Below are 22,859 nucleotides of genomic sequence, written 5' to 3'. Positions count from 1 at the left end.
GATGAATAGATTTAGCTGTCTCGCCGCCTTTTTCGTCTGTCTTTTTGTAACCGTCGCTTCTGCTGAGAGCGCGATACTTCAATCAAAACAAACTGAATCAGAAAATGTGCTTCTTTGTAGGTTTGAGAATCAACGAAATGTGATGCTTTCTGAAACAGAGCACCAATTAATCTGGCACGAAAATGGCTTAGAATACCCAACTAGTGACTGGTCGCATATTCGGGTCACGCATGATCCAATACTTTCGGTATTCGCCTATGGCCCAGACATTGGCAGCCCAAGGCTCGACGTGTTTCAAGGCGTTTTTAATGCGGACAAACCCAACTATGAACTTGGAACTGCAATCTTAAGTGAAACATTGGTTGGACGCGACAAACTACTGACCAGGTCAGTTAAAGGTTTCTGCGAAGCAGGGAAACAAAACTAATGGACTTCCTCAACGCCCTTGTGGCGCTCTCCAACTTCGTCCTTGTTCCCGCAATCGCCTATGGCAGCCAGTTGGCGCTGGGCGCGTTGGGGGTGACGCTGATCTATGGCATCCTGCGGTTCTCGAATTTTGCCCATGGCGACACGATGGCCTTTGGTGCGATGATCGCGGTGCTGGTCACATGGGGTCTGCAGGCCGCCGGTGTCAGTTTCGGGCCGTTACCGACCGCTCTGCTGGCCCTGCCCTTTGCCATTCTCGGCTGTATCGTTCTGGTTCTGATCACGGATCGGCTGGTGTACAGGTTCTACCGGGAACAAAAGGCCAAGCCGGTCATTCTGGTGATCGTCTCGATGGGCGTGATGTTCATAATGAACGGGCTGGTGCGGTTCATAATCGGGCCGGATGATCAAAGGTTCTCGGACGGTGAGCGGTTCATCGTTTCAGCGCGGGAATTCAAGGCGATGACCGGGCTACATGAGGGGCTGGCGATCAAGACCTCTCAGGGCATCACTGTGGTTGTGGCCGTTGTCGCCGTGGCACTTTTGTTCTGGTTTTTGAACAAAACCCGCACCGGCAAGTCGATGCGCGCTTATTCGGATAACGAGGATCTGGCGCTGCTGTCCGGCATCAACCCTGAACGTGTGGTGATGATCACTTGGATCCTTGTCGCGGCGCTGGCGACAACTGCGGGTGTGCTTTACGGGTTGGACAAGAGCTTTAAGCCCTTTGTCTATTTCCAGCTTCTGCTGCCGATCTTCGCTTCGGCCATCGTCGGCGGCCTCGGCAACCCGTTGGGCGCTATCGCGGGCGGGTTCATCATCGCGTTTTCCGAGGTGACGATCACCTATGCGTGGAAAAAGGTGCTGACCTATCTGGCACCGGAACATCTGGAGCCATCGGGATTGGTCCAATTCCTATCCACCGATTACAAATTCGCGGTCAGCTTTGTTATCTTGCTTATCGTGCTTCTGTTTAAGCCCACAGGTCTGTTTAAGGGGAAAGCAGTATGATCCTAAGTCTCATTGCATCGATTGCTATTCCTCTGATCGCCGGAGCAACTATTGGCACCGTCGGACTGATTGCCGGAATCGCGGAGGTCGCCCTAGGATGGACTTACCGATATGCTGTGCAAACGGACAACGAGCGGCTGAAAAACTCGGTTCTTTTTGCTGCGGTCGCCGTTCTAATACTGGCAACTGGCTTGGTGCAGGGATGGAACACAGCAATCCTGATCCTGAACATGGGGCTGATCTCGGCCATCATGGCGCTTGGGGTAAACTTGCAATGGGGCTTTGCCGGCCTGTTTAACGTTGGTGTTATGGGCTTTGTTGCGCTGGGCGGGCTGGCAGTTGTGCTGGTCTCAACCCCGCCGACACCCGGCGCGTGGTCATCCGGAGGATACGGGATCGTCCTTTCGTTGCTGTTGGGGGCTGCGACCGTCGTTGCGGCGGTTCTGGTGGCAACAAAAATGCCGAGGGGCCGTGTACAGACGATTGCCATCGTCGCCATTCTGATCGCCGGGTTTTTCATTTACCGTGCGGTGTTTGACCCCAGCGTTGCTGGTGTCGAAGCCATTGACCCAGCCGTTGCGGGCAACCTTGGCGGGTTGAATCTGCCGGTTCTGCTGGCCTGGCCAGCGGGCGGCGTGTTGGCCGCCGGTGCTGCTTGGTTGATCGGCAAAACAGCCCTTGGCCTGCGCTCGGACTATCTGGCGATTGCGACGCTTGGGATTGCCGAAATCATCATCGCAATCATGAAAAACGAGGACTGGCTGGCCCGAGGTGTCAAGAATGTCTACGGCATCCCACGCCCCTCGCCCGTGGTCGGCTATGAGGTTGAGCTGCAGCAGGATCCATCCTTCATTGCCCGTGCCGATTGGTTTGGGCTGGACCCTGTCATCGCCTCGACCCTGTCGGTCAAGCTGGGCTATTCCCTGCTGTTCATGGTTGTTCTTCTGATCCTGCTGTGGATGGCCCAGATGGCGCTGCGCAGCCCCTGGGGCCGCATGATGCGCGCCATCCGTGACAACGAGGTTGCAGCCGAGGCGATGGGTAAAGATGTCACCCGCCGCCATTTGCAAATCTTCGTTCTGGGCTCTGCCATCTGCGGTATCGCGGGCGCAATGATGACAACGCTGGACGGGCAGTTGACGCCGGGTACCTACAACCCTCTGCGCTTTACATTTCTGGTCTGGGTCATGGTGATCGTGGGCGGATCGGGCAACAACTTTGGTGCGGTGCTGGGCGCGTTCCTCATCTGGTTCCTGTGGGTCCAGGTCGAACCGATTGGGTTGTGGCTTATGAACCTGATCACGTCCGGAATGCCCGATGGCAGTGCGCTCAAGACGCATCTGATCGACAGCGCGGCCCATATGCGACTGTTCACGATGGGGTTGATTCTGCTGATTGTTCTTAGATTCAGCCCAAGAGGGTTGATCCCCGAGAAATAGGGCCACAGAACCTCCAATATATGGAACCGCGTCAAGAAATTGGTGCGGTTTCTTGCTTTTGAGTGAGGAACTTACTAGAGCAACTCATCGGCCTGACAAGTTTCACAGTCGTGTTCACCAAATATTTGCCTTTGTGCAGACTACTACCATTTGCCCGCAGGGAATAGAAAACACCGATGAAAACCACTCTTACAAAGACACTCATTCTGTTGCCGGTTCTTGCCTCTTTGACCGCATGTATTCCGTCACCAAAAGATCTGGAAACCACTCCGGTCAAAGTCCAGACCCCCAAGGGCGTGGTAACATGCCAGCTCTACCGGCAGAACCGCGTGGACTGGGACCGGGCAATCGACTTTCCGGCAACAAAAATGTCCGTCCCCGAGGCTGATGCATATTGCAGACAAGAAGGCCAACGCCGCCTGAAGTGACCGTTGTGTGGCCGGGCAATTAGCCCGGCCCGCCATTCAACGATTACGAAATAACCCGCCCAGAATGCCTCGGACGATCCTGCGCCCGGTTGTTCCCTTAAGCTCTTTAATGACGGCCTCGCTCATGGCGGTGGCAAAGGTGTCTTTCTTTCGCACGATCCGCGAAGAAGACCGCGATACTTTGCTGCCTGAGTATCGGCGAGCCGTGGCAAATTCGCGTTCTGCAATCGATTGAGACTCAAGCTGTTCTTCTGCCTCGGCTGCGGCCTGTGCTGCGGCATCAGTCCGCGCCTGGAGCATCTCAAAGGCTGATCTGCGATCTATGCGGGTTTCGTATTTGCCTTTCATCGGAGACGCATTCATTACCGTTTGCCGTTCGGCAGCGGTAATCGGCCCCAACTGTGACCCAGGGGGACGGATCAAAGTGCGTTCGACGATGCCCGGAACCCCTTTCTTTTGCAGCATGGATGTAACCGCCTCGCCCACGCCAACCTCACGGATGGCGGCCTCTGTATCAAAGGTTGGATTCTCGCGGTAGGTTTCGGCCGCAAGGCGAAGGTTTTTCCTGTCTCGGGCGGTGAAGGCTCGCAAAGCATGCTGTACCCGGTTACCCAACTGACCCAGAATGTCTTCTGGGATGTCTGCCGGGTTTTGCGAGATGAAATAGACCCCTACGCCCTTTGATCGGATAAGGCGGGCGACCTGCTCGACCTTGTCCACAAGCACTTTGGGCGCGTCTTCGAACAACAGATGCGCTTCGTCAAAGAAAAATACCAGCTTGGGTTTGTCCGGATCGCCGACTTCGGGCAACTCTTCAAACAGTTCGCTCAGCAGCCATAACAAGAACGTCGCATACAGCCGAGGTGATCCCATCAGCTTGTCAGAGGCCAGGATGTTCACCATGCCATACCCGTTGGCATCGGTGCGCATAAGATCGGCCAGTTCCAGGGCAGGTTCGCCAAACAGATTGGTGCCCCCTTGATTTTCAAGAACCAACAACCGTCGCTGGATGGCACCGATCGAGGCGGTTGAGACATTCCCATAGCGCAGTGAAAGATTTGCTCTGTTCTCTCCGATCCAGACCAACAGGGCTTGCAGATCTTTCATATCCAACAGGGGCATACCTTCTTCATCGGCAACCCGAAATGCAATGTTTACAATGCCTTCTTGTGCTTCGCTCAGGTCCATCAGCCTGGACAACAACAAAGGTCCCATCTCGGATACTGTGGTTCGAACCGGATGGCCTTGCTGACCGAACAGATCCCAGAAAGTGACCGGGCAAGCGGCATATTCGTAATCCGTGAATCCGATGGTTTCGGCACGCTTCTGAAATGCCCCATGTAGCTTGTGACTTTCACTGCCCGCCAGCGCCAACCCAGACAGATCACCTTTGACGTCAGACAGAAACACCGGCACCCCAGCCTTGGAAAACCCCTCGGCTAGGATCTGAAGCGTCACGGTCTTGCCAGTACCGGTCGCACCGGCAATCAGGCCGTGGCGGTTGGCGTATTTCAACGACAACGTCTGCGGTTGGCTGTAATCCGCGCCACCACCGCCAAGAAATATGTTCTCACTCATATGTTTAAGGCCCTGTTTCCTACCGATCTCCGCCCAGCATACAAAGTTAACCTTTGGCTGCGATAGTTTTCTGGTTGTTCGTGTATGAGAATTGCGCGGTCAACAAACTTCCTCCCTGTCGACTGGCCGCGCGTTCACGCGCGGCCCTTTTTCCACCATAGCTTCATAATTAAATTTTCAGGTTAGCAGTTGACCACCGCGCCGCCCTCTCGTAACGTCTGCACATAATTAAGTCGGCCGGTCCGACGGGGAGAAAAATTCATGAAAGGGAGCCGCTCCACCGGCTCCCTTTTATCTTGGCCACACGTGTTGCCCACGGGGCCTCAGGCGAGATTCCGATCACTTCTGTCTTTTTACGCTGCATAATGCCTGACACTGCGCGCCAGTGGTGCTAGACCCGGCGAAAAGCCACATCAACAATCACGAGGCAATTATGTTCAGGACACCGATAAAGCTTGTTGCGGCAGCTTTTCTTTTCAACGGCGCCGCCCTGGCGCAAGAGACCACCGACACGACAGAACCTGCCACCGAATCCCCTACGACCGAGCAGGTGGACAATGGTCTCGACCTGGGGCAGCCGGTCGATGAAACCGTCAAGGTCGGACAGCGCTATGACAAAGAAAAATTCGGCGACTGGAGCCTGAACTGTTTGAAGATGAACGCGGGCAAAGATCTGTGTTCGCTGCTGCAGGTCATAAATGGCCCGCAAGATGTGCCTATGGCTGAGTTTTCCATGTTCCGCCTACCCGAAGGCGGTTCGGCTGTAGCCGGAGCAAATATCTTGGTTCCGCTTGAAACCCTGTTGCAAGCGCAGCTGACCCTCTCAATCGACGGGGCGCCTGCCAAACGCTACAACTATTCGTTTTGTAACCCTGTTGGCTGTGTTGCCCAAATCGGCCTGACCCAAGGGGATATCGACGCAATGAAGCAGGGTAGCAAGGCGACTTTGACCATCGTTCCAGCGCCCGCGCCGGATCAGGTGATCGAACTTGACCTGTCTTTGTCCGGGTTTACTGCAGGCTACGACATTGTTGATGTCGCAACCAACTGAAGACTACATTTCGAGAAAGCCGTTTAACCCAGCGGCTTTCTCAAACCCGCTTCAAGGCAAGTACTGCGTTCAGACCTCCGAAAGCGAAAGCGTTGCTTAGCGCAACCTCGATTTTCGCTTCGCGTGCCTCGTTGGGCACAACGTCCAAAGCACATTCCGGATCAGGTTCTTCGTAGCCAATCGTCGGTGCAATCACCCCATCTCGCAGGGCCATGATACAGGCCAAAAGCTCTACCGCGCCGGTTCCGCCAATCAAGTGACCATGCATCGACTTTGTGGATGAGATCAAAAGTTCGTCCGCATGCGGGCCGAAAACGCCAGCTACAGCGGCACATTCCGTTTTGTCATTGGCCGCAGTACCTGTGCCATGGGCGTTGATATAACCCACCTGATTGGCATTCAGGCCAGCATCAGACAACGCCCCTGACATCGCACGGGCAGCGCCCTGCTTGCTGGGCATCACAATGTCTGATGCATCCGAGGTCATCGCGAAACCAACAACTTCGCACAAAATTTCTGCCCCACGCGCCTTCGCGTGCTCGTATTCCTCGAAGACAAAGATGCCTGCGCCCTCACCCTGCACCATACCGTTTCGGTTGGCGCTAAAGGGACGACAGGCATCCTTGGACATCACCCGCAGCCCTTCCCAGGCCTTAACGCCACCAAAGCACAACATGGATTCTGAGCCGCCGGTGATCATCGCAGGGGCCGCCCCGCTGCGCACCATCTGAAAGGCTTGCGCCATCGCATGGTTCGATGAGGCACAAGCAGTCGATACGGTAAAGCTGGGACCTTTGAGGTTATGTTCCATCGATACGTGGCTTGCCGCCGCGTTGTTCATAAGTTTAGGAACAACAAATGGATGAACCCTGTTCTTCCCGTCCTCATAGACTGAACGGTAATTGTCGTCCCAGGTCGAAACGCCACCACCTGCTGTTCCCAGAACCACGCCAGATCGTGCAGCCAACTCACCGTGGAATTCGATCCCGGACTGATCTATGGCCTCTTTGGCCGCGGTCAGGGTAAACTGTGTAAACCTGTCATACAGAGTCATCTGTTGGCGGTTGAACCGACCCTCGGCTTCGAACCCCCGGACCTGCCCACCGATCTTGATCGCCAACCTGTCGACATCTCGAAATTCAAGTTCCGAAATGCCACAACGGCCTTCCCGCATCGCCTCAAGCGTATCTGGAACTGAATGACCAAGCGAATTGATCGTGCCTGCCCCGGTTATTACTACCCGTTTCATTTGCTTGGGTCAGACCTTTTCTGCCACAAGCTTTTCGATCCCAGCAATGATCGCGGCGACATTTGAGATGTCAAAGTCACTGGCCGTTGGTTCATTGGCATTGAACGGAACGGTAATGTCGAACTCTTCTTCGATGGCAAAGATACTCTCGACCAGCCCCAGGCTGTCGATCCCCAGATCTTCGAGCGTACTTTCGGGCGTCACATCCGAAGGCTCCAACACGGCTTGTTCGGCAATGATGGCAATGACGCGGTCGGTGATGCTCATATCGATCCTCTGATTATCACGTTGAATGTGATTTAATCGCTCGGAGGCTGTTTGGAAACAGCCTTTTTCAACGCCTCCACGTCACGAAGCATCCGCGGCAATCTGCGCTGCGCCTTATAGACATCAGTAAAGGTTTCCATCTTCACAGCCGGGTAGCCCATCAACACACGACCGGCAGGTACGTTTGACAGGATTTTGGTACCACCGCCGACAATCACCCGGTCGCCAACGAAAATATTGTCCGAGACGCCTGATTGCCCACCCAGAACCACGTTATTGCCAAGCTCAACCGAACCGGAAATACCAGACTGACCACACAGCAGACAGTCATTACCGACGCGCGTGTTGTGGCCGATATGGACCTGATTATCCAGTTTTGTGCCATTCCCGATGCGAGTATTACGAATGGTCCCGTTGTCGATCGTGCAATTCGCACCGATCTCGACATCGTCGCCAATTTCCACAGAACCAAGCGAATGAATGCGCAGCCAGCTTTGCGCGCTGGCGTCTCCTGCATCCCCCAAGGTCTTGCGCGCGTTCTCTACCCCCGATACTTCGGGCGTAACAAAACTGAACCCGTCGCTACCGATCCTTGCCCCTGGTTGCGCGATAAAACGATCCCCGATCTGCACACGGGCACCAATGCTGACCATTTCGCGCAGAACCGCGTCTTCGCCCAACACAGCATCCATGCCGATGACGCATTGCGGTCCGATATTCGCCCCTCTGCCGACACGGGCCCGTGCACCAATGACTGCCAGAGGGCCGATTGAGACCCCATCTGCCACATCCGCAGTTGGGTCGATGACTGCCGAAGGGTGAACCCCGGACCCAAAGCCCTGCCCTTTATCCAGCATGGAGGTGATCCCGGCCATCGCCATGCGCGGTCGTCGAACGAATATTGCTGCCTTAAGCCCCAACGCCTGCCAGTCAGCACCTTCCCAAAGGATGGCGACCTGCGCCGAACCCGATCCCAGATCCTCGGCATATTTTGGCGACATCGCCATCGCCAGATCAGTGGCAGTTGCATCCGACGGTTCAGCAGCAGCATGTACGACCAGGCTGGCATCGCCCTGGAACTCAGCGTCAAGGGCATCTGCGATTTGTTGAACTGTATATTTCATGTGGGGCTTCCCGGAACTAGGACCTGCCCCCGGTGATTACCCCTGAACGTCCGGCAGGACCACCCCTGCTTTCTGCAGAGCATTCCAGATTTTCTGATCACGGCCATAGACGTCGCGTCGGTACTGTACCTCACCTTTCGGGCCAATAAAGGCAGTGCGGTAAATCAAGTGGACAGGAACATGCTGCTCAAGCTTCACAGTGGTCTCTTTTCCAGTCGCGAGAATCCGATGGAAAAATGCCTTTGGGTTTTCTTCTTGCTTCGCCAACAGTGCGTAAGCGAATTCGAAAGGCTGCGCCAATCTGATACAACCATGCGAGAAGGCACGGGATTCCCGAGCGAACAGACTTTTCTGCGGTGTATCATGCAGATAAATGTTGTGCTTGTTGGGGAACATGAACTTCACCAGCCCCAGGGCATTGCTTTTGCTGGGCGGTTGGCGCATCGCAAATGGAAAGTTGCTTGCGGTGAACTGGGTGAAATCTACTGCCCCGCGATTGACCTGGCGACCACTGCGATCGGTAATCTGAATATGCCCAACGGCATTTGGGTTGGACTGCAGCTGCGGCAGGTATTCCTTGGTAATGATCGAGCGTGGGACATACCAGCTGGGGTTAATGACCATATGCTCCATCTTGTCCGAAAACTCAGGGCTGCGACGATCATGGGTGTTCTTGCCGATCACAGCGCGGGTTTCAAAGGTAATAAAGCCGTCATCAACAATCTTGGCTGAGAAATCAGCCTGATTGACCAGAATGTGGCGTTCACCGCGCTCGCGCGGCAACCAGCGCTCACGCTCCAGCGCGACATAGACGGCCTTCAGACGATCCGAAGCAGTGCGGTTCAGCTCAGTAATTGTGCCCGGACCCGCGACGCCATCTGCGGCAAGACCATGTGCGATCTGAAACCGCTGAACGCCTGCCAGCAAGGCATCGTCAAAAACAGGGCTGGCTGTTGGGTTCATAAAACCCATTTCAACCAGTCGGTTACGCATCGCTATTACGGCGGGTCCCGTATCTCCCAGTTCGAGCTTAGCCTGCGGAACAGTAGTTCCCCAACCGCCTTGGCGAACCAATTCTTCCAGCGCAAGTTTCTGCTTCATCAAAGCCCGATACTGGGTCGAGCTTGGCGCCAACTGATCGAAATAGGCTGCATCCTCCGAGGTCGTCAGTCCACGCAGATGCCCTGCTGTCGAGGTCGGCTCGACCTTCCTGACCAATCCATCGTCTATATCGGATGGGCGTAAAAGGCCTGTCCTCATGTCCTGAGCATAGGCTGCAAAAACGCGTGTCAACTCGACCTCGACGGCCCCAAGCTCACGCGCTGATTTTGCTGATTGAAGCCGGTCAACCAAGCCCTGCGCATCATAGGCGTTCGCGGGTAGCCCGTGTAATTCGACCGCAGAAAGCCCCTCAATCAACCGTTGACGACGTTCAGCATGTGCAGCCGTGTCGCCAACCCAAACAGGCACGAATCCTCTTTCACGGTAGAAATCGGCAATCTCAGACCCGGAAGGTGCAAATTCGGCAACCGCCATCTGGAATGCGGTGTCAGGCTTGGCCTCAGTGTTCGCCATCGCCGAAGTCGTCAGAAAACATGCGGCCAAAGCAATACCGGTGCTTGCACGAAGAACAGAGAACATTTGGAGCCCTTGAATTTTCAATATAATACGCCGTTTCAGGCAATGCCGAACAATTATGGTTTTGCTTGAAACCCATTGTCTATTCACAAATGCATCAATTTCGTGCTTATACCCAAGCGTGATGCTTGTTTGCATCGGACAGATTTCCGCGACGGCCTAAGACGTTGGATCTTTGCCATTTTGCACCACCTGCGCAAAAAACTGCCGAAAATTCCCCCTTGAAAAGATGAATTTGAAAGACTTCTTGGCCGCCCTTCACGACTGTGTCATAAATCCCTCATCTGGGATGGGAATAAATTAATACAGCGCGCGTAACATCGTGTGCAGGCAGGAACAGTACGGGACGAAACACAAAATGACGACGAGCAGTTCCTCGGGTTTGACCCGGCGTGCTTTATTGGGCGCATTCGCAGCTACAGCAGTTGTAGCAACTCCAACCTACTCCAATGCAGCAGGATTCCTTCGTGGCGGTGGTGATATTCGCCGTATTCGCATGTATTCCGGACGCACTGGCGAGCGGATCGATATGATCTATTGGGTTGACGGTAAATACATCAAAGACGCGGTCAAAGAAGTGAACCACTTCATGCGCGATTGGCGCACCGACCAGGCCAAGGATATGGACCTCCGCACGATCGACATCATGGCGGCGTCGCATAATCTGTTGGATGTCAACGAACCCTATATGCTGCTGTCGGGCTATCGCTCGCCGCAGACCAACGCGATGCTGCGGTCACGGTCGCGCCGTGTTGCCAAGAATTCGTTGCACATGAAAGGCCAGGCAGCCGACCTCCGCCTGTCATCTCGTTCGGTCTCGCAAATGGCCAAAGCGGCGATGTCTTGCCGTGCTGGTGGTGTTGGCAAATACCACCGCTCGAACTTCGTGCATATGGATTGCGGTGTGGTAAGAAGCTGGGGCGGTTGATCCGCCCCGCCTGTCGTCAAGAGAACTTTGTCGGTCACCTAACCGTTTGAATGAGCAGATTTATCTGCCATTAAGTAGGTGCCTATTCTACTCAGGCAGCCTCATAAACCCTGCGCAAACCGGCTGTCGCAGGTGATTTTCAATACGAGCCCAAATATTCAAGAAATGGCGCACCTGAGAGGTATGCGCATATTGTTGTTTTTCAAAGGCCTGCATTGGAAACCAAGTTTGGCGGCCGCCACCAAGTATCAATAGCTTACAAGCGACTTTGGAAACTGGTTCGAGCCTCTCAGTCCCCGAGCATCACAGTCTTCCAAGTCTGGATCACCCGAGCCGGTCGCCTGATTGCCACGCGGCCCAGATCCTCTGCCGTTGGTGACCAGACCTTGACGTCGAGATATTCGCGCCCGTGCTTATGGCAGGGAAAAGGTGCGTGATTCAGCGGCCAATCTGGCCCCACTATCTCAACCAGATCAGAAGCCAGATAGTTCATGCGCTTGTGGCAGAGGTTACAGCGCAGCGTGATTAACTGATGAGCGCGGGCCGCGTCGACCATCTTTCGAGACGGCTTTCCCGGGTGTTCTCGTATCGGCGGATTCGCGGCGGGCATGATGAGAACATGTAGGGAACATTTTCAACTTGTCCAAACCGATTTTTGCCGCTCCTTATTTTGGAATTTCGATTGACCGCTCTCAGCCCAAAGCACCTGATGCTGTACCGCGCACCAGTGTCCGCACTTTGGACCTAGGAAAAGAACGTGACGAAATCAATTCGAGTTTCGCCAAAGGTTTGTGGCGCAAGATTTTTCAATGCTCGCTGGCTCGTATCCGCTAATGACAAAAACGACCGTTGTGGGTGCCTAGGTTATTGGCAGGGGGTTTGCTCAAAGTGCAAAGTGATGTGCGCTAGGCAGTGATCCTAGCCCGCTCCGCCAATACCTTCACCAAAACTGACTGGGTTTGAAGACATTGCCCGCACAGCCTGTTCTACGAACTTGCCAGACTGCCGAGTTGCCAGAACGCGAACAGGGACGAGATGCTCACCAATCGCAAAGAGATCGTAGCCTTTTGTCGTCGGTCCATCTTCTGTTGGTTTATCGCCGATGATGGCATGCAGAATAGGAACCACGATGCTCTTTCCTGGCAGCAGTGCAGCTTCATATGTGATTGAAAGTTCGTTCTCAGAATTAGTAGCGCGCCCGTAGTCAGCTAGCTGATCGTAACGCGTGAACACTTGATCAGTTGAGGGAACACGCTCAAGCACCAATTCAATCTCCGAAATTGCGTCTGTTCCAGTATTGGTAAGAACGTAATAAATGAAATTCTCTTGGCGATGTCCAATCTCACTGGACTCTGAGCATCCGCATGCTTCTTGCCTTCGTGTCAAAGCTTCAAAATCAACGTTACAACTTTGTATATCATCAATCGACATGAAGGTGTCCGCGAAGAAGGTTTGTTTCTGTTCTTCCGAAACCGTAGGGCCAAATATGCTGCACCATTCTGCATTCCCGGGGAGCGTACTTATACCATAGAGGCTGCAGAGATTGCTTGGAAGATAGCCCTCGCATAGGCCGACGGGGTTCAATGCACATGTGACAAAGCACGATCGATTGGCATCGGCTGTAACAATTTTACCTTCGATCTCCTCCTCGAAGATATCGTAGAATTTGTTCTCGTTGCCTTCATACTTAGCGTCTCTAAAACTCGTATCATGAATTTGGTAAATGTCCGGGATGCTGGTTTTCAGAAATGGTGTTCCATCTCCTCCAAAGGGTTCAGGGTTGGGCACATCACCAGGTTTGTAGATTATGTATTGGTGTGAGATCGAATTCGCCAAGGTTGCGCTCGCCGCTGCAGCACCATCAACTCGATTCCAGACTTTGAATGGAAGATCGACTAAGTTGAAAATCGTCAGAACCAAACCAAGAACTAGCGCAAGCGCAGCCAGGCCATCTTTATGTCGCTTGAGAAAACCCATAATCAACCACCTCCATACCAAGCGTATCAAAGGTGCCTTTGCTCTCCAAGTAATTGCTGAAGCTCTGCGCTTGACTGCTGCTGCTTGGGTCGGAACGCGATCTGTTTGAACAAAGCTCACACGTTTCTGTCACCGGTGGAATCGACCGTTTGTGACCGAGCGTCTATCATCCAAAGCCGGCATTGGCGGAGCCGCGGCGAAAGCCGGGAAAGTCCGCAGAGCTAACTCGTTGCTACTTTTTGTCGACTTCGAATATCTGCAATGAGCCCTTCGCAACAAATGCTGCGAACGGAACGAATGGCTGCTATGACGAGTTGGCTAGGAAGCAGTATGAGGTTTACCAAACTCAATGTTCGAAAAGGTTCTGTGTCTTTGGGCGTGGGGATCACCTGAAACACCTATGCAGCGATTAGGTGCATTCTTGATGATGTTGGTGTCTGTTTTTGCCGCCGCAATCACTTTGGGTGCTGTTTCTCAGGCTCTCGACAACACTTGGACCGTCTCAGGAGTAGCCGCAAGTGTATTTGGTGTCGGAGTGATGTCACTCTTACTCCCCACCGGGCTGGCACACGGTCTTGCGGCGGCTTTTCCTCTGATTTTTGATCGTTGGAAGCATAAGCGAAACATGCGATTGGGAGACTATGTGATGCTACAGCTGGATGGACTTAAGTTCTTTTATTCGTTTTTAGGTTGGGCTAGCTCAATTGGATTGGTCGCACTTATTGCGTATCTGCTAGTGTCCTAGGTCGCATAGCCCGTCTCGTTTCGTCAAACACTGCAGCCATTTGAGGGTTTGTTCCAAATGACCGCAAAGTCCGCAGAGCCGACATCAGGCGCTCCTTATTGTTGACTCTCGAATGTCTGCTGAGAGCCCTTTCTGACAAATTCTGCAGAGGGATTGAATGTCCGGTCTCGAAGTGTCACGCGATCCAATCTAAGACTACGCTATCACTATTGGAGATCGCAAATACGATGAACTATGTCTCCTTCTTCTGGCACTCATACTGGCCGCGATCTGGTGAGCCTTTTGTGGTTGAAGGCGTGCTACGGGCTTTGCACAGGCAACTGGTGCTAAGATTTTCGGATTTGTTTCAAGTTTGCTAGACATAGCAGTTGGTATTTTCAATAACGAAGTCGCGTTGGGAATTTTGGATTGCGATTGGGGGGGAATGTATTGGATGTTGAAAAGTCTGAGGCAGAGGCTTCGTTGAGTGACCGCGAAGCAAACTACCTTCTCGAAGAGTACAAAGCGCTAAGGGCTTCAATCGAGGCAGACACTGAAAGAAACTTTCGTCTCGAACGAGGGGCCTTCGCAGCGCTAGTGGTCATCTACGGATTGATTTTCAGCGATAGCTTCCTGATTAGCAACGAGTTCGAAACATGGGTATGGTTTGCGCCACCTTTTGTCTCGCTATTCTCGCTGCGTAGAACCTTTCTGCATCGCGTTTTCATAGAAAGTATCAGTGAATACATCCGAGCGAATATCGAACCTGTTATCGGTCCAAAAGCAGGTGGTTGGGAGCAAGAGCGATTTGCAGCAAGCCAAAGAAGAGTTCGGTACTTCTCGACAGACTATCGGCCAAGTAGGCTCTGGCTACTTATTTTCTTGGCGACCGCTGTTGCGGCTTTAACAAAGGTTTTTGGCTTCCACTAGGCCTCCTATTTGTGAACTCTCGAATGTCCGCTGAGAGCCCGGAGTAGACATAGTCAACGCCGACGCTCGCAGGTGCTGCAACTCCCGCTTACCGAGACCATCAGCCACACTGCAGAAAGAAAAGCTGCCGTTCGTTACGCCCTCAGAAATTGTCCCGCCACCGGTGTTTGACTGGGCGACTATGCAATCTTTGGCTGCAATTCCGGCAATCCGGCACTGAAAATGTCAGTCGCGCGGAACGCACCAAGGTTCTCGTACTTCTCTCTTTCAGCAGAGATCGCTGCCGAATGCATTGCAGTGAAGGCGAGAAATGCAGGACCTTTGTCGGAGCTGAGGAATAGCCCGTGCTGTAACCTCAATTGAATTTCGCAAAACAGATGTTGGAAGGCTAACCAATCTCTAACTAGGTTCGTTGAGCGCCGAACGCCGCGAGCCGTACGTTTTAACACGCCATATCAGAGAGTTGGTTAGCGTCCTTTTGGGAGGCACCACTCGCTAGTGCATAGAGTTTGGCAGGAACAGCACCAGTGTTGGTACAAGTACCAACACGGCCAAGCGGATGATGTCGACGACCCAGAATGGCGTGACGCCTTTGAAGATCGTTGCTGTCGACACGTTCCCAACAACGCCTTTGAGGACAAAGACATTCAATCCGACCGGTGGTGTAATCAGGCTGATTTCGGTGACGACGACAACAATGATGCCGAACCAGACCGGATCAAAGCCTAGGCTCGTGACCAGTGGAAAAAAGATCGGCACAGTCAGCAATAGCATCGAAAGGCTTTCGAAAACACATCCGAGGATGACATAGACGCCAAGGATCATCAGCATTACCGTCATTGGCCCCAGACCCGCAGAGGAAACCGTGGCGCGCAGCGCTTCCGGCAGGCCGGCAAGGTTCACAAAGTTTGAAAACACCCAGGCGCCGATCAGAACAGTAAACAGAGCGGCGGTCGTCTGGGCGGTTTCGATCAAGACCTGCATCGTTGCAGCAAAGCTGAGTCTGCGCCGCGAAAAAGCGATCAGAAAGGCTCCTGCCGCGCCCATACCTGCCGCCTCGGTCGGGGAAAATGTCAAATTCAGTGGCCAGAAGTCCAAAACTCCGTACAACCCGCCGATTACAATGAAGAACAACAGAAGTACCGCCCACACGCCTTTCAAAGCCTTGGCACGATCAACCCAGCTCGCGCGATCCCCGGCGGGGCCGGCCTCTGGGTTGCGCAGGATCGTGTAGCGCACTGCCGCAAGGTAAAGAACGACCCCGAGCAATCCCGGGATGATACCGGCGATGAACAATTTTCCGATGCTGGTTTCGGTCAGCAAACCATAGATAACAAGAATGACAGAGGGCGGTATAAGAATCCCCAACGTGCCCCCGGCGGCGATGGATGCCGTCGACAGGCTGTCAGCATAATTGTATTTGCGCATTTGAGGCATCGCGACTTTTGACATCGTGGCAGCAGTCGCCAGGGACGAGCCGCAGATGGCCGAAAATCCGGCACAAGCAACGATTGTCGCCATTGCCAGCCCACCTCGAAAGTGACCCATAAAGGCGTAAGATACCTGATACAATTCGCGCGACAGTCCGCCCTTATTCACGAAAAGCCCCATCAGGATGAACAGTGGGACAACCGACAGCCCGTAGTCCTGTGCGGTGTCTATGATCAACCGACCGACCATAGAAATCGAGGCACGAAACCCGCGCAGTTCAGCATAGCCGACAAACCCCACAAACCCCATTGCTATCGCAATCGGCATCCGCAGGAACACAAGGAAAAGGACCGCAGCCAGGCCAAGGATGGAAAACAGCATCAGAAGTTTGCCTTTGTTGGGGAAATTACTCGCGCGACGGCACGGGCAATGAAGGTGATTGCAGTGACAAGGGTGAAAACGGAGATGAACCAACCGACATAGTGTTGTGGTAGGTTGAGGTATTCGCTGACATCGCCGTATTCGCGCGCACGTTCGGCAAGTTCCCAGACCCGCTTTGCGGGCCACAACAGAAAGATTCCGCACGCAAGATCAATTACAAAGTCGCGCAGGGCCGCAAGGCGACGGGAAAATAGCGGGTCCATAAGATCAACCACGATGTTCGCGCCTTTCCAACTGACGATAGGCAGAGACGAAAACACGATGATGGCCATGAACAGTCGCGTTAATTCGGTTGCCGATTCAATCGGGTTGCCAAACAGGCTGCGCAAAACGACATCTGCAAATGTCATCGACATCAACAGGAACAAGATACCGGCCGCAAACCATGTCGGGGCAACGGCGATATAGCGCCAGGGACTTGTTTGTCGCAGCGACATGTCCCAGTTTTGCGCTGGATTTGAGGTTTGGTCATCTTGTTCAGTCATGATGGTGGGTCCACTGTATGAAACAAGGCCCAATGAAGGGCCTTGTTGTTGGTGTTTTGAAACGCTGAACGTGCGGTCAGGTCACTCGGCGGACATCTGCTCGACGATAAAGGCATGCGCGGCAACTGCATCGACGCCCTTTGCACTGACCTCGGAGAGGACCTTTTCAATCAGCGGTCCTGTAAGTGCCTGCCACTTGGCCGCATCGTCAGCCGAGGCCTGTGTCAGTGCATTGTCGGAATTCGCGTGCAGCGATTCGATGCCAGCCGCATCGATCTGGTCCCAGGCTTTGCCCGCAGCGCGTGACAAGTTTTCGCCAAATACCTTATCCAGTGCAGCGCGATCGGCATCAGACAGCCTGTCGAATGTGTCCTGGTTCATGATGATGGCGAAAGATCCACGATAGAACCCGCCCGGAACTTCGTAAGAGTTTTTGGCAACTTCGAACAGTTTGAAGCTCTTCTTCGCCTCCATCGGCATCATCACACCGTCTGCGGCATTCGATTCCAATGTTTCATAGACTTTTGGAGCGGGCACACGGATGCCCGTTGCCCCCAGTGCAGCCCCGACATCGCCAGACACGCCGCCACCTAGTCGCAACTTCATTCCAGAAATGTCTTCAAGCGCGGTGATCTGCACGTTCGAATGCAGTACGCCCGGGCCATGGGTCATCATCGCCAGAACCTTGACGCCCTTGTGCTCATTCAAATCGGCAAAGAATGTGTCATACGCCCGCCAGCTTGCGACCGACGCGGCCTCGGCGTTACCCTCGTAGCCCGGAAGTTCGATCATTTTCGTCGACACGAAGCGGCCAGGCGAATAGCCGTGGAAGATCCAGGTGATATCGGCCGCACCGTCAAGCACCAGGTCGAATTGCGCCGGAGGGCTGCCCAGACCATATTTGACTTCGGCACTGACCCGCCCGTCGGTGGCTTCTTCGATCATTTTGGTTAGCTCAGGCCAGATCATGTCGTTGACGCCATGCGTTGGCGGGGCCCAAGACGAAATCGTCAGTGTGGTGTCAGCGGCCTGCGCTGCCATGGATGCAATCGACATCGCGCCGGCGGCAAGACCTGTGATCAAAGTATGTTTCATGATGTGTGTTTCCTCCCATTTCTTGGCGAAATTCTAGCGCTTCAGAGCACAAAAAAAATATGCTCTTGCGTCCAGCTGTCCGCGTGGCGGACACTTAGCGTTTTGAAGCGCGCCATATGCCCACAGACGCCGTTAAGGCCGACCCGAAATTTCAAGGGTTTCATATTCGGTGGCGATGTTCGCCGCAGCAAACTGCAAAGCGTCGGCATAACGCTTGATCGCCTGATCCATGTTCATGGCCTTGGTGACCCAGATAATCGACAAGCAGCCGACCGCGCGATCATCAGTTAGGATAGGCACGGCCAGGCTGGATGTTTTGGGCCTGAATGTGTGTGGGCCACGGGTGGCGTATCCCTGTTCGGCATAGATCGTCAGGTTTTCCTCCAGCCATCTTTTTCTGAGGAACGGCATGTCTTCGGGAAGGTTTTCGGCGCGCAATAACTCGATAATCATCTCCAGCTCGCGCGAACCACAGACCGAAAGATAGGCCCGCCCCGCTGACGAGCGCAGAATGGGCAGGGAAAAGCCGACCATCCCTGGGTCCACCGACAACGGGCTGCGGCCATGGGTCGATTCCTGGATCACCATATGGGCGTCTTCATAGGTGGAAAGATCGGCTGGCCAGGCGTGGGTTTCGGTGAATTCCGCCATAACTGGTGCCGCCACCTGACAAAGGCGCGAGCGCACCGACACATTGTCTCCCAATGCCGCGGCCAAAGGCGACACACGCACCCGGGCATCGCTGGCGGAACAGAGGACATAGCCCTCTTCTTCCAGCGTGTGCAGCAAGCGATAAACCGTTGGGCGAGGCAAACCCAGCTCTGACGCGATTTCACCCGGACGGGTTGCGCCGACCCGGTTGAGATATCGCAGGATATTCAATCCACGCGCAAGCGCGCGGACAGTTTCAGAGTTTGCCGCCATTTATCCATCACGATCAGGGGGGCGTTCTGTCCGCCCATGATGCAGTTTCACCCGGCCACAACCGACTGGTCAATAGCGCCGAACACGCTGGTGCCGTCGTGGTCCAGCATCTCGAACCGGATTGTGTCGCCGGGTTGCATGAACCGGGTTGTCGGCTCGCCATCGCGAATGGTTTCAATCATACGCTTTTCAGCCAGACAGGATGAACCCACCTCTTGGTGGTTTTCATTGCTGACAGTGCCCGACCCGATGATCGTGCCGGCCGATAGGTCGCGGGTACGCGCGGCGTGGGCGATCAGCTCGGGAAACTCAAAGTTCAGATCCGCGCCCGCGTCGACGCATCCGAATTCGTCACCGTTGTAAGTCGTGACTAGTGACAGGTTGATGCGCCCACCAGTCCAGGCCTCTCCCAGCTCGTCGGGGGTTACGCACACGGGCGAGAAGGAACTTGCGGGTTTCGACTGGAAGAAGCCAAATCCTTTAACCAGTTCTGGGCGCATGACATGGCGCAGGCTTACATCGTTGCACAGCATGATCAGTTTGATATGCGATCTGGCCTGCTTGGCCGTGCATCCCATCGGCACGTCATCTGTGACCACGGCAATTTCGCCCTCGAAATCCAGACCCCAATCGGTATCGACGCAGGGGATTGGGTCGACCGGTCCAAGAAACCCGTCGCCACCACCTTGATAGAGCAACGGGTCGGATTCCGAATTTGCAGGCATGTCAACGCCGCGCGCCTTGCGTACAAGCCGCATATGGCTGAGATAGGCGCTACCGTCCGCCCACTGGAACGCTCGCGGCAACGGTGAGGCCAGTGCCGCCGGATCATACGACATGGAATCGACGACGCCGTCCTCGAGTTGTTTTTCAAGGTTGCGCAGGGCAGGCTCGGCGGTCTGCCAGTCTTCGATCGCTTCGCGCAGTGTGGGTGCCACGGATGTGGCCAAAGTCAAACGGGAAAGATCACGGGACACAACGACCAGCGTGCCGTCGCGCCCGCCAGTTTTCAGGGAAGCAAGTTTCATTTTACGGGCTCTCTTTCTATGATGGTTTTGTAAGGGGTTGGCAGGCTCATAGCTGCAATTGCTTTGATGTCTGTCTGAGTCATGGCGCTAGCGGCGATGTATCGGTCAGGGCGCAGCAGAACGGCATTTGCCCCAATTTCGTCCAACGCATCTGCAAAGGCAGGATGCGCTTCTCCATCAAGAACGCGCATGGCTGGCACGACATCACGGGGCAGTTTGTGACGCACCACAAGCACTGGTGCATACCCGATGGCATCATCAAGCCGCTGACCGTCACTGAGTGTCGGCTGGCTGAACAGGTGCCCGGTGTGCGGCGTGTTGCCAACCACGAGGCTGGCCAAATCACTGCGACCAAGTGGGGGCGAGGTGAACTCCATGCGAGCCTTTCCGTCGCAATCAGCTTCTGTTCGTGCCAGCGCGGTGTCGCGATCCATCGTATTGATCAAACCACCTAAGCGCACCGCCGTTTCGATGAACGTGCGCACGTGGGGCGCGCGCTCGGCTTGATAGCTGTCCAGCAAGTCAATTCCGGTTTCGCCATTGACGCAAAGCGCCAGTTTCCACGCCAGATTGGCGGCGTCACGGATCCCCGCGCACATGCCTTGACCCATAAAAGGCGGTGTCAGATGTGCGGCATCTCCGGCGATCATCAATCGACCTTTGCGCCAGTTCTGCGCGATTGCAGATCGAAACGTGTAGACCGCGCTCCGTTCCAGATCCGCATCCTCGGGGCCAATCCAGGGCGCAAGAAAATCCCATATGCGCGCGGTTTGCAAAACCTCGTCGTCGGTTTCGTCATCTAGAACCGTGATTTCCCACCGCCGCCGGTTTTCCGGGCTTCGGCAATAGGTCATTGGACGATCAGGGTTGCTGAACTGAACCGTGTGATCACCCAGATCGGGGCGGTCCCTCTTAAGCAATAGGTCCACGACCAACCAACGTTCGTCAAACCCCAGATCGTCCATGCCAGAACCGATGGCTTCACGCAGCAAAGATCGAGCACCGTCACAGCCGACAACGAAATTGGCCTTAACCATTGTGCTGTGCTCGTCGCCAGCTTTGCGACAGTACAAAGTAACCTCTTCGCCCTGATCCTCGACGCTAACAACCTCAGTTTCTGTCAGAATCATCGCAGTGTCGCGGCTGGTCAGTTTGTCACGCAACAGCTTCTCAAGGTCAGGTTGGTGAAGGCGATAACTTGAATGCCACCCCTGCGGTCCAATCCCTTGCGGACGGGGCCAGTCCATCAGCAGATTTCTTTGTTGATCGACAAAGCGCATACCCGGATTGACCCGCACTTTTTCATTCAGCTGCTCGGCTACGCCTGCGGCCTGAAAAACCCGCATGGTTTCACCGTCAAAGTGCACAGCCCGGGGGAGATGATAAATCGCCGCCTCGCGCTCGATGACAGCCACACTCACACCGCATTCGGCGAGCAGATTGGCCAGCGTCGCACCAGTTGGCCCATAGCCGACAATGGCGACATCAAAATGTTTGGTAATCTGTGCCATCAGGTTCCCCTCTCTCAGCCACGCCCACGGGTTTCATATAGCCATGGGCAATCGACTACGGGCGGCGCGCGCAACCCGTCCTCAGCGGCCTTGAGCCGCATGTCGACAAAAGGTTCCCGCCCTGACTCGGACAAGTAAAGACGGTCGTGACCCCAGAAACTGGGGCCGCACTTTGTTTCATGTGGCTCCCAGGTCGCGGGGTCGATCACGCGCCCACCCCATCCGTTTTCGACAAAGAAACCCGAGGGGCTGTTGGCGTAGAAGCTGGTCATGTAGTCATTGGTATGGCGCCCCAGCGTATAGGCAATGCCATCCTCTTCCTGGCAGGCTAGGTCATAACCCTGACCAACGTCATCAAGGTTGTGATATTCGACCATGAAGTGGTGAAACCCCGAATTGCCCGAGCCAACTATGGCAAAGCTGTGATGCCGCCCGTTGACGTGGAAAAAGTAGAGCGGCACTGGTTTCAGACCATAGTCACTGACGGCAAATCCCAGCACATCGCGATAGAACGGTAATAGAGCCGTCGCATCGGGCACGTGCAACACCGCATGCCCCATTCCAAGCGGGCCGGTTTTAAAGCCGTCGATCGGCCGCCCCGGCGTAAAGGGGTCTTCGGCTTTTTGTGGGTTCCACACCAGTTCGATCCGGTTTCCCGCAGGATCGTGAAATACGATCAGGTCTTCGACAAACCTGCGGTCTGCCAATTCACGGCTTCCCTGCCCAACCTTATGTCCCGCATTGTCCAGCCGGGCGGCGTAATCTTGCAGGTCTGATTTCTGCGAAAGTTCCCAGCCGATGAAGGCAAGCGTTTCGCCGGGTTCATCGGATATCACCAGGCGCTGCACCAAATCATCCATCCGGAAAGAAAGTTGGCGCCCGCCGTGATCAGCGAGTTGCATGGCAAGTACTTTACTTGCGAATTGCTTCCAGTCATCCGTCCGGTCGGATCGCACACCAAGATAGCCCAAAGATTGAATTGGCATTTCATTTCCTTCCACAGCTGCGCAACCAAACTAGAAAGAGACGGTACTGGAGAGAACTTCTGTCCGGCTCAGTGTCCGCCAGGCGGACAAGGTGTGCTCGTGGAGCGCCTTTGAAAACAGCGTTGTTTTTTGCGCAGATTGCATCTTTGCACGCAGCCTTGATCCGAAAAAATGGATCATTTCCGGTT

The 22,859-nt window shown here is 54.5% G+C and carries 22 protein-coding genes; 8 read left to right on the top strand and 14 right to left on the bottom strand.

Features of this window, described 5'->3' with window-relative positions; translation table 11 throughout:
- Position 1: 1 nt before the first annotated feature.
- The 4 genes from AC2FIZ_RS02885 (at position 2) to AC2FIZ_RS02870 (ending at position 3,304) form a co-directional block, all read left to right on the top strand.
- Entirely contained in the window at positions 2-427 is a 426-nt protein-coding gene (locus tag AC2FIZ_RS02885; protein WP_281994604.1) for a hypothetical protein, read from the top strand.
- Entirely contained in the window at positions 427-1,437 is a 1,011-nt protein-coding gene (locus AC2FIZ_RS02880) for a branched-chain amino acid ABC transporter permease (RefSeq protein WP_281994603.1), read from the top strand. Before AC2FIZ_RS02885 ends, AC2FIZ_RS02880 begins: the two co-directional genes overlap by 1 nt.
- Positions 1,434-2,876 (top strand): branched-chain amino acid ABC transporter permease, encoded by a 1,443-nt coding sequence (locus AC2FIZ_RS02875; protein ID WP_142633764.1) that lies wholly within the window; start codon positions 1,434-1,436, stop codon positions 2,874-2,876. Before AC2FIZ_RS02880 ends, AC2FIZ_RS02875 begins: the two co-directional genes overlap by 4 nt.
- A gap of 176 nt (positions 2,877-3,052) precedes the next feature.
- Complete coding sequence (locus AC2FIZ_RS02870) at positions 3,053-3,304, top strand: hypothetical protein (RefSeq protein ID WP_142633761.1); 252 nt, start codon at positions 3,053-3,055, stop codon at positions 3,302-3,304.
- A 36-nt stretch (positions 3,305-3,340) separates the two neighbouring features.
- Here AC2FIZ_RS02870 and AC2FIZ_RS02865 read toward each other — a convergent pair whose 3' ends face one another.
- Positions 3,341-4,882 (bottom strand): helicase HerA-like domain-containing protein, encoded by a 1,542-nt coding sequence (locus AC2FIZ_RS02865; RefSeq protein ID WP_496790575.1) that lies wholly within the window; start codon positions 4,880-4,882, stop codon positions 3,341-3,343.
- Between the two features lie 433 nt (positions 4,883-5,315).
- Between AC2FIZ_RS02865 and AC2FIZ_RS02860 the strand changes: the two genes are divergently transcribed.
- Positions 5,316-5,933 carry an invasion associated locus B family protein gene (locus AC2FIZ_RS02860; RefSeq protein WP_142633757.1) on the top strand — a complete coding sequence of 206 codons (618 nt, stop codon included), beginning with the start codon at positions 5,316-5,318 and terminating at the stop codon, positions 5,931-5,933.
- Between the two features lie 40 nt (positions 5,934-5,973).
- On the opposite strand, the gene AC2FIZ_RS02855 is transcribed toward AC2FIZ_RS02860, so the two are convergent.
- The 4 genes from AC2FIZ_RS02855 to AC2FIZ_RS02840 are packed head-to-tail and all read right to left on the bottom strand — an operon-like array spanning position 5,974 to position 10,214.
- Positions 5,974-7,182 carry a beta-ketoacyl-[acyl-carrier-protein] synthase family protein gene (locus tag AC2FIZ_RS02855; RefSeq protein WP_496790574.1) on the bottom strand — a complete coding sequence of 403 codons (1,209 nt, stop codon included), beginning with the start codon at positions 7,180-7,182 and terminating at the stop codon, positions 5,974-5,976.
- A 9-nt stretch (positions 7,183-7,191) separates the two neighbouring features.
- Complete coding sequence (locus AC2FIZ_RS02850; protein WP_142633752.1) at positions 7,192-7,449, bottom strand: acyl carrier protein; 258 nt, start codon at positions 7,447-7,449, stop codon at positions 7,192-7,194.
- A 32-nt stretch (positions 7,450-7,481) separates the two neighbouring features.
- A complete protein-coding gene (gene lpxD / locus AC2FIZ_RS02845) occupies positions 7,482-8,573 on the bottom strand; it encodes a UDP-3-O-(3-hydroxymyristoyl)glucosamine N-acyltransferase (protein WP_496790573.1) in 1,092 nt (363 codons plus the stop codon).
- A 36-nt stretch (positions 8,574-8,609) separates the two neighbouring features.
- Positions 8,610-10,214 carry a L,D-transpeptidase family protein gene (locus AC2FIZ_RS02840; RefSeq protein WP_496790571.1) on the bottom strand — a complete coding sequence of 535 codons (1,605 nt, stop codon included), beginning with the start codon at positions 10,212-10,214 and terminating at the stop codon, positions 8,610-8,612.
- A gap of 355 nt (positions 10,215-10,569) precedes the next feature.
- Here AC2FIZ_RS02840 and mepK point away from each other — a divergent pair, with 355 nt between their 5' ends.
- Positions 10,570-11,139, top strand: coding sequence for a peptidoglycan L,D-endopeptidase MepK (gene mepK, locus AC2FIZ_RS02835; RefSeq protein WP_142633747.1), 570 nt, complete (start codon positions 10,570-10,572; stop codon positions 11,137-11,139).
- Between the two features lie 289 nt (positions 11,140-11,428).
- On the opposite strand, the gene AC2FIZ_RS02830 is transcribed toward mepK, so the two are convergent.
- Entirely contained in the window at positions 11,429-11,749 is a 321-nt protein-coding gene (locus AC2FIZ_RS02830) for a hypothetical protein (RefSeq protein WP_496790570.1), read from the bottom strand.
- 308 nt (positions 11,750-12,057) lie between these two features.
- Positions 12,058-13,116: a hypothetical protein gene (locus AC2FIZ_RS02825; protein WP_496790568.1), complete on the bottom strand. Its 1,059-nt coding sequence runs from the start codon at positions 13,114-13,116 to the stop codon at positions 12,058-12,060.
- Between the two features lie 349 nt (positions 13,117-13,465).
- Between AC2FIZ_RS02825 and AC2FIZ_RS02820 the strand changes: the two genes are divergently transcribed.
- Positions 13,466-13,861, top strand: a complete 396-nt coding sequence (locus AC2FIZ_RS02820) for a hypothetical protein (RefSeq protein WP_496790566.1) — start codon at positions 13,466-13,468, stop codon at positions 13,859-13,861.
- A gap of 429 nt (positions 13,862-14,290) precedes the next feature.
- On the top strand, positions 14,291-14,770 hold the full coding sequence (locus AC2FIZ_RS02815) for a hypothetical protein (RefSeq protein WP_496688766.1): 480 nt from the start codon (positions 14,291-14,293) through the stop codon (positions 14,768-14,770).
- Positions 14,771-15,265: 495 nt separating this feature from the next.
- Here the strand turns inward: AC2FIZ_RS02815 and AC2FIZ_RS02810 are convergent, their stop codons facing one another.
- The 7 genes from AC2FIZ_RS02810 to AC2FIZ_RS02780 form a co-directional block, all read right to left on the bottom strand.
- Positions 15,266-16,582: a TRAP transporter large permease gene (locus AC2FIZ_RS02810; RefSeq protein WP_299353548.1), complete on the bottom strand. Its 1,317-nt coding sequence runs from the start codon at positions 16,580-16,582 to the stop codon at positions 15,266-15,268.
- Positions 16,582-17,127, bottom strand: a complete 546-nt coding sequence (locus AC2FIZ_RS02805; protein WP_299353551.1) for a TRAP transporter small permease — start codon at positions 17,125-17,127, stop codon at positions 16,582-16,584. Before AC2FIZ_RS02805 ends, AC2FIZ_RS02810 begins: the two co-directional genes overlap by 1 nt.
- A gap of 81 nt (positions 17,128-17,208) precedes the next feature.
- Entirely contained in the window at positions 17,209-18,222 is a 1,014-nt protein-coding gene (locus AC2FIZ_RS02800) for a TRAP transporter substrate-binding protein (protein WP_496688763.1), read from the bottom strand.
- A gap of 132 nt (positions 18,223-18,354) precedes the next feature.
- On the bottom strand, positions 18,355-19,146 hold the full coding sequence (locus AC2FIZ_RS02795; protein WP_299985868.1) for a DNA-binding transcriptional regulator: 792 nt from the start codon (positions 19,144-19,146) through the stop codon (positions 18,355-18,357).
- A 47-nt stretch (positions 19,147-19,193) separates the two neighbouring features.
- Positions 19,194-20,174: a fumarylacetoacetate hydrolase family protein gene (locus AC2FIZ_RS02790; protein WP_299353559.1), complete on the bottom strand. Its 981-nt coding sequence runs from the start codon at positions 20,172-20,174 to the stop codon at positions 19,194-19,196.
- On the bottom strand, positions 20,171-21,685 hold the full coding sequence (gene mhpA / locus AC2FIZ_RS02785; protein WP_299353562.1) for a bifunctional 3-(3-hydroxy-phenyl)propionate/3-hydroxycinnamic acid hydroxylase MhpA: 1,515 nt from the start codon (positions 21,683-21,685) through the stop codon (positions 20,171-20,173). Before mhpA ends, AC2FIZ_RS02790 begins: the two co-directional genes overlap by 4 nt.
- Positions 21,686-21,699: 14 nt before the next feature.
- Positions 21,700-22,671, bottom strand: coding sequence for a VOC family protein (locus AC2FIZ_RS02780; protein WP_481668174.1), 972 nt, complete (start codon positions 22,669-22,671; stop codon positions 21,700-21,702).
- Positions 22,672-22,859: the final 188 nt, after the last annotated feature.

The sequence above is a fragment of the Ruegeria sp. CDSB022 genome, assembly GCF_059611145.1.
Note: the sequence above shows the minus strand (reverse complement) of the source record. Positions and strands in the feature narration are given on the sequence as shown.